The organism is Kosakonia sp. PSU_27, assembly GCF_039409795.1.
Taxonomy (GTDB): Bacteria; Pseudomonadota; Gammaproteobacteria; order Enterobacterales; family Enterobacteriaceae; genus Kosakonia.
This window is the reverse complement of sequence record NZ_JBCIVK010000001.1, coordinates 312,283-325,220: the sequence shown is the minus strand read 5'-3', so window position 1 is coordinate 325,220 and position 12,938 is coordinate 312,283. Positions and strand designations below refer to the sequence as shown.

The 12,938-nt window shown below is 55.6% G+C and carries 15 protein-coding genes; 7 read left to right on the top strand and 8 right to left on the bottom strand.

The genetic code is table 11. From position 1 onward, the window contains the following. Positions 1-15: 15 nt before the first annotated feature. The 4 genes from AAIG26_RS01550 to AAIG26_RS01535 all read left to right on the top strand — a co-directional run bounded on the left by AAIG26_RS01550 (position 16) and on the right by AAIG26_RS01535 (position 3,349). On the top strand, positions 16-564 hold the full coding sequence (locus tag AAIG26_RS01550) for a YbhB/YbcL family Raf kinase inhibitor-like protein (RefSeq protein ID WP_016495818.1): 549 nt from the start codon (positions 16-18) through the stop codon (positions 562-564). A 78-nt stretch (positions 565-642) separates the two neighbouring features. Then, on the top strand, positions 643-996 hold the full coding sequence (locus tag AAIG26_RS01545; RefSeq protein ID WP_269231098.1) for a DsrE/DsrF/TusD sulfur relay family protein: 354 nt from the start codon (positions 643-645) through the stop codon (positions 994-996). Between the two features lie 107 nt (positions 997-1,103). Then, positions 1,104-2,888 (top strand): methyl-accepting chemotaxis protein, encoded by a 1,785-nt coding sequence (locus AAIG26_RS01540; RefSeq protein ID WP_045513506.1) that lies wholly within the window; start codon positions 1,104-1,106, stop codon positions 2,886-2,888. A gap of 215 nt (positions 2,889-3,103) precedes the next feature. Beyond that, the gene (locus AAIG26_RS01535) at positions 3,104-3,349 is read left to right on the top strand and encodes a hypothetical protein (protein WP_343179465.1); all 246 of its coding nucleotides are present in this window, start codon (positions 3,104-3,106) and stop codon (positions 3,347-3,349) included. Positions 3,350-3,358: 9 nt separating this feature from the next. Here AAIG26_RS01535 and AAIG26_RS01530 read toward each other — a convergent pair whose 3' ends face one another. Then, entirely contained in the window at positions 3,359-4,057 is a 699-nt protein-coding gene (locus AAIG26_RS01530) for a gamma-glutamylcyclotransferase (protein ID WP_343179464.1), read from the bottom strand. Between the two features lie 171 nt (positions 4,058-4,228). Beyond that, positions 4,229-4,459: a putative cation transport regulator ChaB gene (gene chaB, locus AAIG26_RS01525; protein ID WP_016495813.1), complete on the bottom strand. Its 231-nt coding sequence runs from the start codon at positions 4,457-4,459 to the stop codon at positions 4,229-4,231. Positions 4,460-4,733: 274 nt separating this feature from the next. Here chaB and chaA point away from each other — a divergent pair, with 274 nt between their 5' ends. Continuing rightward, complete coding sequence (chaA, locus tag AAIG26_RS01520) at positions 4,734-5,834, top strand: sodium-potassium/proton antiporter ChaA (RefSeq protein WP_016495812.1); 1,101 nt, start codon at positions 4,734-4,736, stop codon at positions 5,832-5,834. A gap of 43 nt (positions 5,835-5,877) precedes the next feature. On the opposite strand, the gene kdsA is transcribed toward chaA, so the two are convergent. Genes kdsA through hemA form a run of 6 tightly spaced genes read right to left on the bottom strand, consistent with a single transcriptional unit; the run spans position 5,878 to position 11,195 of the window. Further along, positions 5,878-6,729: a 3-deoxy-8-phosphooctulonate synthase gene (gene kdsA / locus AAIG26_RS01515; RefSeq protein ID WP_016495811.1), complete on the bottom strand. Its 852-nt coding sequence runs from the start codon at positions 6,727-6,729 to the stop codon at positions 5,878-5,880. A gap of 36 nt (positions 6,730-6,765) precedes the next feature. Then, the gene (gene sirB1 / locus AAIG26_RS01510) at positions 6,766-7,575 is read right to left on the bottom strand and encodes an invasion regulator SirB1 (protein WP_016495810.1); all 810 of its coding nucleotides are present in this window, start codon (positions 7,573-7,575) and stop codon (positions 6,766-6,768) included. Positions 7,576-7,578: 3 nt separating this feature from the next. Beyond that, the gene (gene sirB2 / locus AAIG26_RS01505) at positions 7,579-7,971 is read right to left on the bottom strand and encodes an invasion regulator SirB2 (protein WP_016495809.1); all 393 of its coding nucleotides are present in this window, start codon (positions 7,969-7,971) and stop codon (positions 7,579-7,581) included. Between the two features lie 6 nt (positions 7,972-7,977). Further along, positions 7,978-8,817, bottom strand: coding sequence for a peptide chain release factor N(5)-glutamine methyltransferase (gene prmC, locus AAIG26_RS01500; RefSeq protein ID WP_343179463.1), 840 nt, complete (start codon positions 8,815-8,817; stop codon positions 7,978-7,980). Beyond that, positions 8,817-9,899 (bottom strand): peptide chain release factor 1, encoded by a 1,083-nt coding sequence (gene prfA / locus AAIG26_RS01495; protein WP_016495807.1) that lies wholly within the window; start codon positions 9,897-9,899, stop codon positions 8,817-8,819. Before prfA ends, prmC begins: the two co-directional genes overlap by 1 nt. Positions 9,900-9,938: 39 nt before the next feature. Then, positions 9,939-11,195, bottom strand: coding sequence for a glutamyl-tRNA reductase (gene hemA / locus AAIG26_RS01490; protein WP_045513513.1), 1,257 nt, complete (start codon positions 11,193-11,195; stop codon positions 9,939-9,941). 198 nt (positions 11,196-11,393) lie between these two features. On the opposite strand from hemA, the gene lolB reads away from it, so the two are divergent. Both lolB and ispE read left to right on the top strand, forming a co-directional pair. Beyond that, positions 11,394-12,014, top strand: a complete 621-nt coding sequence (gene lolB / locus AAIG26_RS01485; protein ID WP_343179462.1) for a lipoprotein insertase outer membrane protein LolB — start codon at positions 11,394-11,396, stop codon at positions 12,012-12,014. Then, positions 12,011-12,877 carry a 4-(cytidine 5'-diphospho)-2-C-methyl-D-erythritol kinase gene (gene ispE / locus AAIG26_RS01480; protein WP_016495804.1) on the top strand — a complete coding sequence of 289 codons (867 nt, stop codon included), beginning with the start codon at positions 12,011-12,013 and terminating at the stop codon, positions 12,875-12,877. Before lolB ends, ispE begins: the two co-directional genes overlap by 4 nt. Positions 12,878-12,938 lie beyond the last annotated feature (61 nt).

Genomic DNA, 12,938 nt, shown 5'->3' with positions numbered 1-12,938 from the left:
TACCGGAGAGCTGACATGAACACTAAGCATAAAATTTTGTGTAGTGCGATCCTGTTTTATGCCGCGCAGGCCGGCGCCAGCGAGCTTTTTACCCTGCAATCTTCCGCATTTGCCGATAACGCCTTAATGGAGAAAAAATTCGCCGGTAACGCCAGCAATAACCCGAACTGTACCGGCGAAAATTATTCGCCGTCGCTGGTGTGGAACAACCCACCTGCCAATACGCAGAGTTACGCGCTGGTGGTACACGATCCCGAAGGCGCGACCGGGCTGGGCGTAACGCACCTGGTGGCTTATAACATCGCCCCGTCCAGCACAGGCTTTGCGCAAAACGATCTGCGCGATGGCAAAGGCTATACGGGCGGCAAGAACACACCGGGGAATCTGCGCTGGCATGGCCCGTGCCCGCCTCCGGGTAGCGGCGCGCATCATTACACCTTCACCCTGATCGCCACGTCGCTTAAACCAACGCTGCCCGAAGGGCTGACGCGCGAAGAGTTATTTGCAAAACTGAAAGGTCACACGCTTGCCGCCACCGGGCTTATCGGTCGCTTTGGTCAGTAATTGTTGTGACTGCCTTTCGCCCGTTGCGCCGGCGCAGTAGCATAAGCGCCACGAATCCTGTTTATCGAAGGAGTGAAGATGCAAAAGATCGTGATTATCGCCAATGGCGCGGCGTACGGCAGTGAGTCGCTGTTCAATAGCTTACGGCTGGCCATCGCGCTGCGTGAGCAGAGTAGCGACACTGAACTGCGGCTGTTTTTGATGTCCGACGCAGTAACCGCCGGGTTGCGCGGACAAAAACCCGCTGAGGGCTACAACATTCAGCAGATGCTGGAAATTCTGACGGCGCAAAATATACCGGTGAAACTGTGTAAAACCTGCACCGACGGGCGCGGCATCACCGCGTTGCCGCTGATTGACGGCGTGGAGATCGGCACGCTGGTGGAGCTGGCGCAGTGGACGCTGGCGGCCGACAAAGTATTAACGTTTTAATATTGCGGCGAGTTTAATATTTTTTTCTTATGGGTGGCGTTACGTCATCAAGTTTGCCTGCTGTGTTGCCGATAGCCCTTTAAGACAACACAGCAGGTACTATAACTATGTTCAGATCGATTAAGTCCCGTATTATTGCAGCAACGGCGGGGTGTCTCGCCGGCGCTTTGCTGCTTAACACCATCATTAACTATCAGGTAACCAGCCAGCACAGCCAACAAACCCAGCAGGATATTCTCTCCAGCACCAGCGCCAGTCACAGTATTGCGATTGCCGACTGGGTCGCCAGCAAAATGAACATGATTGCCTCTTTGCAAAGCGTGGCGTTAACCGACGATCCCGTGCCGGTTTTCACGCAGATCGCACGCGCCGGTGGGTTTATCAACGTTTATGTCGGTTACGCCACGAAAACGGCGAAATTCTCCGATCCGGGCGGCGTACCGGCGGATTACGACCCGACAATCCGTCCGTGGTATCAGCAAGTGGTAAAAGCCGACGCGCCTGTCGTCACTGCGCCTTATGTTGACGCCAGCACCGGTGCGCTGGTGGTAACGTTCGCCGTCCCGGTCAAAGAGAACGGTACGTTAAAAGCCGTGGTCGCAGGCGACGTCTCGATGGATAGCGTGGTGGCTAACGTGCGCGGTATCAGCCCAACACCGAACAGCACCGGCATGTTGCTGGCAAGCGATGGTTCTGTAATTGCCGCCGCCAACGACAAACTGACCATGAAGCCCTTCAGTGAGGCGATTGGCGGGGTCAGCTTCGAACAGTTACGGGCTGGAAAACGGGTGGAAGGTGTGTATGCCGGCGAAGATAAAGCACTGCTGGCAAGCCCGGTCAAAGGCACCAACTGGCTGCTGGCGGTGGCGCTTGACAGCGCTGATTCTACCGCCGGGTTGCGCGCGCAACTGAAAGCCTCTGCGCTGTCGCTGATTGTGCTGGTGCTGATTGCCGGTACATTGATGCACTGGATTGTCGCCACCCTGCTTAAACGCCTCTTGACGGTGCGCGATGCCATGAACGCGATCAGCAGCGGCACCAACGATCTCTCGCAGCGCTTACCGGTGGATGGTCATGACGAGGTGTCACAAATAGCGCATGCCTTTAACGCCTTCAGCGACAAGCTTTCCGTAGTGATGATTAAACTGCGCGATTCCAGCAATTCGGTACAAGTGGCCGCGCAACAGATTGCCGCCGGCAACCAGGATCTCTCCGGGCGAACCGAACAAGCGGCCTCCAGCCTGCGCGAAACGGCCAGTGCGGTCGAGCAAATCACCGCGTCGGTGGCGCAGTCTACCGACGCCGCAGCTCAGGCCAACGATCAGGCGCATGTGGCTTCGCAAGCGGCGTCGCGCGGCGGTCAGGTAGTAACGCAAGCGATCAATACGATGCAGTCGATTGAAGTGGCTTCGGCAAAAATCGGCGATATCACCAGCGTGATTGACGGCATTGCTTTCCAGACCAATATCCTGGCGCTCAACGCCTCGGTTGAAGCTGCCCGTGCGGGTGAACAGGGTCGCGGTTTCGCGGTGGTTGCCGGTGAAGTGCGTAATCTGGCAAGCCGCAGTGCACAAGCGGCGAAAGAGATCAAAACGCTGATCGACTCCACCACCGAAAGCGTGGCGACCGGTTCGCGCTTTGTCCGCCTCGCGGGCGACAGCATGACGGATATTGTTGCCAGCATCGACAGTGTGTCGGTGATCATGCGTGAAATTTCCGTCGCCACCAGCGAGCAGATGAAAGGCATTCAGGAAATTAACCATGCGGTGCTAGATCTTGACCGCATGGTGCAGCAAAACGCGGAACTGGTGGTTGAATCGACCGCCGCCGCAGGCGCGCTGCGCTCGCAGGCGACGGAGCTTGCTGAAACTGCCGGTCATTTCCGCATTTAATTTTTTATCGGCGCGTTTTAACCACGGTTTTACGCGCCGTCTTCTTCCCCTGCCGAATAATGTAATTTTTGTTTAATCGTTACGTCATTATTTGATCAAAATCAGCATTCGAACCCCCTCCGTTTGGTGTTATGCACTGAGTGAATTGTGAACAAAGTCACGCACGGGGATTCTTCCCGCACGGATCGCGTTGTTAAAAAACTACGGGGTTAAAAATGGCGGTGGTAAAAGCAAGTCTGAAGTTGTTTGGTGGGGATACAGTAGTTGTTCGTTGTTCCGAAAATTGTCACATTCATTTGATGAGCGAGAAGAGCCGAACGCCGAACGCTCAAACAGATATTCTGAGTGTGCAGAATCGCGCAAGCGCCTATCTGGCTGTGCCATACAGCGGCGTCTGGAGTGTGCTGATCGACAGCCACAGCCAGTCGCTGGAGCACTCGATCAGCTACGTCGCCGCTTAACGGTTGCGGTTAGCAGGCAAAACCAGGCTGCATCTCCGGGCCTGGTTTTTCTCCCTCCAGCAGCAAACGCACTTTCCCCACCAGATCGTTCAGGCAATCATCCTGCATACCGAGCTTCATCAGCTCCTGTTCCAGTGAAAAAAGATACTGCGCATTCGTACCGAGCGGGCCGCTGGCGGCGGCAATCAATGGGGCGATGGTCTGCGCACGCGTATCGGATTCATACAGCGGGTGGCGCGGATCCATAATAAACACCAGCGCATTTACCGTGCGGCCATCATCAAGCGCCAGTTTGCACCAGCTTGGCATGTAACAGCCGGTGATCATTTCGCGTTTCCACAGCAGCGTCAGCTCATCATGCAGGGTGTCGTCGGATAAACGGTACGCCACGCCCGTGGTACGCCCGCCCTCTTTAAGCGCCAGCATGCGTCCAGGCTGGCAGGCGGTGCCGCGACCAGCGGTTAAGCGCAGACAAAACGCACGGTGCCACCCCGTCAGCGTACCGGTGCAGGATTCGTCAAACTCCAGCGCCGGGTTCCACATCAGCGAACCATAACCAAAAATCCACACCGGGCCATTGTCCGGCCGAGATGCCAGCGTCGCCGCAAGCGATGCCGCGCGCTGTTCCGCCGACCAAAGTAACGATTCGTCAATATCGCCGAATGCCGTTTTGCAATCTGCTGTTCGCAAAAAATCACGCGTTACCATCTTCTACCTCCGCCACTGCCTGCTTCCGTGCGACTGCTCAACTGCTGCCTTCCCGGCATATGCTGCTTTAAGCGCAGCTTACTACGACCTTATGCAATTCACAGGCCGCTGGCAATAGCGTCAATCCATCGAATAGAGCTATAAATGGCGAAAAGTAATTATTTCAGTGCGTTACTTCTTTTTATGCCATTTGTCATCGTCGCCTTTCTGGTAATCGTTTTTTACCGCCGCCCAGGCAACGCGGTGCGCCGTCTCCTCGCGGCTGGCATCCCCTTTGCGATCGTCTTTGTCCTTATATTGCTCCCAGGCGCTGTTAAACGCCTCTTTATAAATTTCCTGCGCATGCGCCGGCAGGACATGTTGCACGCTCTCTGGCAGATCGGACTTCGCTTTATACGGCATTTCACGCTCCTTTTGGCTTAAAGAAGTAAGCCTGGACGACAAACACCGGGCACGCCAGAAAAAGTAACAGATTGCCAGATGGTCACACCTATATCGCTGTAAGATAAATAGAAATTAAATGAGAGCGTGCATTTTATTTAGTTGATAACAAAACGAAGCGCTGAGGGTAAAACTACGTAAAAAAGCCCAGCAAAACAGCGATTTTTGTTATTTTATGACCCGTTCTTTTTCTATCTATAATTCGCAAACACCTGCACTGTGATGGAGCATCATAATGACAACAACGCACGAGGCGGTGAAAACCCGCCACAAGGAGACATCCCTTATTTTCCCGGTGCTGGCGCTGGCAGTGCTGCTTTTCTGGGGAGGTTCGCAGTCACTACCAGCGGTTATCGGCATTAATTTATTAGCACTGGTTGGTATCTTATCCAGCGCGTTTAGCGTGGTACGCCATGCCGACGTGCTTGCCCACCGGCTTGGCGAGCCCTATGGTTCACTGATCCTCAGCCTGTCGGTGGTTATCCTCGAAGTCAGCCTGATTTCCGCATTGATGGCCACCGGCGACGCCGCGCCAACGCTTATGCGTGACACGCTCTATTCCATCATCATGATTGTCACCGGCGGTCTGGTGGGCTTTTCGCTGCTGCTGGGCGGACGTAAGTTCGCCACGCAATATATGAATCTGTTTGGCATTAAACAGTATCTGATAGCGCTGTTTCCGCTGGCGATTATCGTGCTGGTGTTTCCGATGGCACTGCCGCAGGCCAATTTTACAATTGGTCAGTCGCTGCTGGTGGCGTTGATCTCAGCGGCCATGTACGGCGTATTTTTGCTTATCCAGACCAAAACGCACCAGAGCTTGTTCGTCTATGAACATGAAGACGAAGGCGATGATGACGATCCGCACCACGGCAAACCGTCCGCGCACGGAAATCTGTGGCACACGCTGTGGCTGATTATCCATCTGGTTGCGGTCATTGCCGTGACGAAAATGAATGCGACGCCGCTGGAAGCGCTGCTGACAGAAATGAATGCGCCGGTGGCATTTACAGGTTTCCTGGTGGCGCTGTTGATCCTCTCGCCGGAAGGATTAGGGGCGTTAAAAGCGGTGCTGAATAATCAGGTACAGCGCGCAATGAACCTGTTCTTTGGCTCGGTACTGGCAACGATTTCCCTCACCGTCCCGGTTGTGACGCTGATTGCGTGGCTAACCGGTAATGACCTGGTGTTCGGCCTGGGCGCGCCGGAAATGATTGTCATGGTCGCTTCGCTACTGCTGTGCCAAATCTCGTTCTCTACCGGGCGAACCAACGTGCTTAATGGCGCGGCGCACCTGGCGCTGTTCGCAGCCTATCTGATGACAATATTTGCCTGACAGGCAGAAACAAAAAACCCCGCACTCGCGGGGTTTTTTATGCTTACTCGGTATCGAGTTCGTCGAAGCTTTTCACCAGATCATCAATCGCTTTGATCTGTTTTAAGAACGGCTCCAGCTTATCCAGCGGCAGCGCGGACGGGCCGTCGCATTTTGCGTTATCCGGATCCGGGTGCGCTTCAATAAACAGCCCTGCCAGACCGGTTGCCATCCCGGCACGCGCCAGTTCAGTAACCTGAGCACGACGACCGCCAGACGCCGCGCCGAACGGGTCGCGGCACTGCAACGCGTGGGTGACATCGAAAATCACCGGCGAGTTGTTGGAGACTTTCTTCATCACGCCGAAGCCCAGCATGTCGACCACCAGGTTGTCATAGCCGAAGTTCGCGCCGCGATCGCAGAGGATCACTTTATCGTTGCCGCCTTCGTGGAATTTATCCACGATATTGCCCATCTGGCCCGGGCTGACAAACTGCGGTTTTTTCACGTTGATGACCGCGCCCGTTTTCGCCATCGCTTCAACCAGATCGGTCTGACGCGCGAGGAACGCAGGCAACTGGATCACATCCACTACATCAGCCACCGGCTGCGCCTGCGACGCTTCATGCACGTCGGTGATCACTTTCACGCCAAAGGTCTGTTTCAGTTCCTGGAAGATTTTCATCCCCTCTTCCAGACCCGGTCCACGGTAGGACTTGATGGAAGAACGGTTGGCTTTATCAAAAGAGGCTTTGAACACGTACGGGATACCCAGTTTCTGGGTCACGGTGACGTAGTGTTCGCAAATGCGCATTGCCAAATCGCGGGATTCCAGCACGTTCATACCACCAAACAGTACAAACGGCAGGTCGTTCGCGACGTTAATGTCGCCAATGCTGACCACTTTTTGTTTCATAAAATCGCCTTATCGAGTGTGAATCGGAACAAATCTTTAATGCAGGGTAATCTGCTTGTGCGCAATCGAATTGATTTGCGCGCGGATCATTTCACTTATCGGATCCTCAGGACACTGCTCTACAAAGTAGTTCAAATCATTCAGCGCCACATGGTCACAATCCAGCTGCGCATAAATCAGACCGCGATCGCGGATTTCATACGGATCTTCGGGATTGAACTGCAACAGCGCTTCACTGGCGCGCAACGCCAGTTCCATCTGCTGCTCTTCCATCAGCGCCGACTTCAAGGTATCCAGTAATTTGCGGATCACTTCGGCGTTGTCGGCCTCATCGAGATCTTCGTTAAACAGCTCGGCCACCGGGCTGATATTGCCTTTCAGCCACACTTCCAGCGTGTGTTCATCCAGCGTGTCGCCGTTAAACGGGTTGATCAGCCACATTTCACCATCCAGCCATTCGGCACGCAGGATGAGCTGAGTCGGGAAAATCACCGGCGTCAGGGGAATATCCAGCTGACCGGCGACCCACAGTAAAATCGCGCCCAGCGATACCGCGCTACCCTGACGGTTTTGCAGCACTTTATCCAGCCACAGCGCGTCAGATAAACGGTACACGCCGCGCGTATCTTTAAAACCCCATTCGCCGTAAAACAGCTCAACGAGTTTTTCCAGTTGCCAGTCCTGAGGCTTTGCCTGACCTATCTCCTCACGTGCCAGACTGAGCAACCGCTCCAGTTCGTCTTGCACATATTGCGAAGGAAAGTCATCGCGAATCAGCTCGGAAACAAGGATCATCCCGTCGCATAACGGCGCTTTGTTAAATTCGAAATCAGCTAACGATCTCATGTCTTACCCCAGTATCGGTACTTTTGTGGCGGCGAGTTTAATGATGATGTACAGCACCACCAGCCCCAGCAAGAAAGCGATAAAACCTGTTTGCTGGCTGCGCGGGCGATGTCGCCCCAGCGCAATAAAACCCAAAACGATGTAGATGATAACGCCAAACAGCTTTTCAGTCAGCCATGCGCCTTTAACCGTAAATGGCAAATAGCCTGTCACCCACATCAAACCCGCGCCGCTGAGCAGCAGCACGGTATCCACCGTGTGCGGCACCACCCGCACCCAGCGGGCGTTAATACGCGGATCGCCCGACCAACGCCACCAGTAGCGTAAAACAAACAGGCTAACGGTGAGCGCCACAGAGGTCAAATGCAATGTAATCAGCAGTTTAAAAGCATTCATTGCCCGTTACTCCTGTAAAAGCCATTGCCCCAGCGTCAGGCGTTCGTTATCACCGTAATCCCGGCACGTTGCCACGTGCTGCCAGCCGTAATGTTCGAAGATAGCGCGAACATCTGCGCCCTGTTGCCAGCCGTGTTCCAGCAGCAGCCAGCCGCCGGGCAACACATGCTGGCGGGCAGCGTCAATGATGGTGTGTAAATCTGCCAGTCCGTTGTTGGCCGCCACCAGCGCACTGAGCGGTTCAAAACGCACATCGCCCTGCGCAAGATGCGGATCATGCTCATCAATGTAAGGTGGATTGCTGACAATCATGGCAAATTGCTGCCCTTCAAGCGCGCTGAACCAGCGGCTTTGCAGGATTTCAATATTGGTGATGTTCAGATGTGCGGCGTTACGTTGTGCCAGCGCCACCGCATCCGGAATCAGATCGACCGCCGTGACGTTGCAGTCCGGGCGCTCGCTCGCCAGCGCCAGCGCGATGGCGCCAGTGCCGGTGCCTAAATCGAGAATGCGACACGGTGAGGAAGGAAGGCGCGCCAGCGCCTGCTCTACCAGGCACTCGGTGTCGGGGCGCGGAATAAGGGTTGCCGGCGAGACAAACAGCGGCAGTGACCAGAACTCCCGTACGCCAATCAGATGCGCCACCGGCTCGCCATTTACACGACGAGCCAGTAACGTCGCCAGCTGTTGCTGCTGCCAGGCGTCAAGTATGGTTTCACCAAACGCGAGAATGAACGTACGCGATTTGCCAGTGACAAAGCCCAATAAGATCTCCGCGTCGCGACGCGGGCTTTCGCTCGCGGCCAGCTCACTTATCGCCTGGCGCAACCACTGTTGATAATCCATTAGTCCTGCTCGGAGAGCGCCGCCAGCTGGTCGGCCTGGTATTCCTGCACAATCGGTTCGATCAGCATATCCAGCTTGCCTTCCATCACTTCGTCAAGGCGGTACAGCGTGACGTTGATACGGTGATCGGTCACACGGCCCTGCGGAAAGTTATAGGTGCGGTTACGGTCGCTGCGATCGCCGCTGCCCAGCAGGTTACGCCGTGTTGAGGCTTCTGCCTGCTGGCGTTTCGCGGCTTCTGCGGCGTGGATGCGCGCGCCGAGCACTGACAAGGCTTTCGCTTTGTTTTTATGCTGCGAGCGTTCATCCTGGCACTCGACCACAATCCCGGTCGGCAGGTGGGTAATACGGATTGCGGAATCGGTGGTGTTAACGTGCTGACCGCCCGCGCCGGAAGAGCGGAAGGTATCAATACGCAGATCGGCCGGGTTGATATCCGGCATTTCTGCTTCCGGCAGCTCCGGCATCACGGCCACGGTACAGGCAGACGTGTGAATACGGCCCTGCGATTCCGTCGCCGGAACGCGCTGGACGCGATGTCCGCCGGATTCAAATTTCAGACGTCCGTAAACGCCCTCGCCGCTAATTTTGGCGATCACTTCTTTAAAACCGCCGTGCTCACCTTCGTTGGCGCTCATGATCTCGACGCGCCAGCGGCGGGATTCGGCATAACGGCTGTACATACGGAACAAATCGCCGGCAAACAGCGCCGCTTCGTCGCCCCCGGTTCCGGCGCGAACTTCGACAAACGCGTTACGTTCATCATCAGGATCTTTTGGCAGCAGCAACAGCTGCAATTGCTGCTCGAGTTGCTCGCCTTTTTCTTTCGCGTCGCGCAGTTCATCCTGCGCCAGGTCGCGCATTTCCGGGTCGTCGAGCATCATCTGCGCGGTTTCGATATCTTCCTGAACCTGTTGCCAGTCAGTAAAACAGCGCGACACATCGCTCAGTTGTGCGTATTCGCGCGACAGCGCACGGAATTTATCCTGGTCGGCGATGGTTTGCGCGTCACCGAGCAGCGCCTGAACTTCTTCATGGCGCTCATGCAGGGCTTCCAGTTTGGCAACGATAGAAGGCTTCATAGGCGTAAATGCACCTTTTAATAATAAGAGAGTGTTGTGCTAATCCAGCCCGAGGCTGTTGCGCAGAATATGCAGGCGCTCATCGTCCCCGTCACGGGCGGCCTGCTGAAGAGATTTGGTTGGGGCGTGGATAAGGCGGTTGGTCAGTTTCCACGCCAGATCTTGCATGATAGCTTGCGGATCGCCGCCCTGCTCCAGCGCGGCAAGCGCTTTGGCAGTCAGTTCATCGCGTGCCGTTTCAGACTGGCTGCGGTATTCGCGAATGGTCTCGCTGGCGCTTTGCGCACGCAGCCAGGCCATAAATTCACTGGTTTCCTGGGCGACGATGGTTTCCGCCTGCACCGCCGCGGCTTTACGCTGCGCCAGGTTGTGCTGAATAATACTTTGCAGATCGTCGACGCTATAAAGATACGCGTTCGCCACTTTGCCCACTTCCGGCTCGACATCGCGCGGCACGGCGATATCCACCAGCAAAACAGGCTGATTACGCCGCGCTTTCATCGCGCGTTCCATCATCCCTTTACCAATAATTGGCAGCGGGCTGGCGGTGGAACTGATCACGATATCAGCATCTTTCAGGCGCTCATCAATATCGCTTAAAGCAATGACTTCCGCACCGACCTCATCCGCCAGCACCTGCGCACGTTCACGCGTACGGTTGGCGATGATCATTTTCTGCACTTTATGCTCACGCAGGTGGCGCGCAACCAGCTCAATGGTTTCGCCCGCGCCCACTAACAGCACGGTCACCGACGCAAGGGATTCGAAGATTTGCCGCGCCAGCGTACAGGCGGCGAAAGCGACCGATACCGCACTGGCGCCAATATCGGTTTCCGTGCGCACACGCTTGGCGACGGAGAATGATTTCTGGAACATGCGCTCCAGATCGCTGGCGTTGTCATGACCACGCCGGGAATCGGCAAAGGCCTTTTTCACCTGGCCTAAGATTTGCGGCTCGCCGAGAACCAGCGAATCCAGCCCGCTCGCCACACGCATTAAATGGCTGACGGCGTCGTTATCCTGGTGCCAGTAGAGGCTCTGGCGCACTTCGTCTTCACGCAAATGGTGATAATCACACAGCCAGCGCACCAGCGCTTCTTGCAGGTTGTCCCGCTCTTCAACGCTCAGGTAGAGCTCGGTACGGTTGCAGGTTGACAGCACCACACCGCCTTGCACCATCGGCTGTGACAGCAGGCTTTCTAACGCCTGGTCAAGCGTTTCCGGCGAAAATGCAATGCGTTCTCGCAACGAAACGGGAGCCGTTTTGTGGTTGATGCCAAGTGCTAAAAGGGTCATGAGCGCGGGAATAGTACCAACGTTGATAAGGTTAGACTGTACGCATCATACAGGATGAGTGAGGTCAATAAAAGAGACACTACCCTTTCGGAGTAATTGGTAATTTAATGATTTAAGACAACTTGAACGTAGACGCTGTTTCAGAGCGGCGCTAGCATTAAGCGTAATACTGCAACCTCGCAAGGATTTCCCCTCGTTATGACTCTGCCAGACTTCCGTTTTATTCGCCTGCTGCCGCTGGCAAGCCTCGTGTTAGCCGCTTGTACGCTCAATGCACCAAAAGGGCCGGGACAAAGTCCGGATTCGCCACAGTGGCGCGAACATCAGCAACAGGTGCGCAGCTTAAATCAGTATCAAACGCGCGGCGCATTCGCTTATATCTCTGACGAGCAAAAAGTGTATGCCCGTTTCTTCTGGCAGCAAACCGGCCAGGATCGCTATCGTCTGTTGCTGACCAACCCGCTGGGCAGCACCGAACTGGAACTGAACGCCCAGCCGGGTAACGTGCAACTGGTGGACAACAAAGGCAAACGGTATACCGCCGATGATGCTGAAGAGATGATTGGCAAACTGACCGGCATGCCGATCCCACTTAACAGCCTGCGCCAGTGGATCCTTGGTCTGCCAGGCGATGCCACCGATTATAAACTCGATGCGCAATACCGCCTGAGCGAGTTGAATTACAGCCAGGGCGGCAAAAACTGGAAAGTGGTATATGGCGGGTATGACAACAGCCAGCCCTCCCTGCCGGCCAATATGGAGCTGAGCGACGGCAAACAGAGCATCAAGCTGAAAATGGACAACTGGATTGCCAAATGACGACCTGGCCCGCTCCGGCGAAACTCAACCTGTTTTTGTACATTACCGGCCAGCGCGCCGATGGCTACCACACGCTGCAAACCCTGTTTCAGTTTCTTGATTATGGCGACACGCTGAGCATTGAACCGCGCCGCGATGGAGAGATCCGCCTGCTGACACCGGTCGAAGGCGTGCCGGACGAAGAGAATCTGATTGTACGCGCCGCACGTCTGCTCATGCAGCGCGCGGCACAAAGCGGTCGTCTGCCTGCGGGTAGCGGCGCAGAGATCGCTATCGACAAACGCCTGCCGATGGGCGGCGGGCTCGGCGGCGGGTCGTCGAATGCTGCCACCGTGCTGGTCGCCCTCAACCACCTGTGGGGCTGCAAGCTGAGCGTCGATGAGTTAGCCGAACTCGGCCTGCGACTGGGTGCCGATGTGCCAGTATTTGTCCGCGGTCACGCGGCTTTCGCCGAAGGGGTTGGCGAAATCCTCACCCCGGTCAATCCGCCGGAAAAATGGTATCTGGTGGCGCACCCTGGCGTCAGCATTCCCACGCCGGTAATTTTCAAAGATCCCGAGCTGCCGAGAAATACGCCGCAAAGGTCAATTGATACGTTATTAAAATGTGAATTCGGCAACGATTGCGAGGTTATCGCAAGAAAACGTTTTCGCGAGGTTGATGCCGCGCTTTCCTGGCTGTTAGAATACGCGCCGTCGCGCCTGACTGGCACAGGAGCCTGTGTCTTTTCCGAATTTGACACCGAATCCGCCGCTCGTCAGGTGCTTGAGCAAGCCCCGGAATGGCTGCACGGTTTTGTCGCGCGAGGCGTCAACCTCTCGCCGCTAGCGCAGACCATCGCCGGGCAAGCTGAGCTCCGGTGACAACGTCACACCTGTTCCAGACGTTGCATCGCGCTCTTTAATACACCGCATGGATAGAATT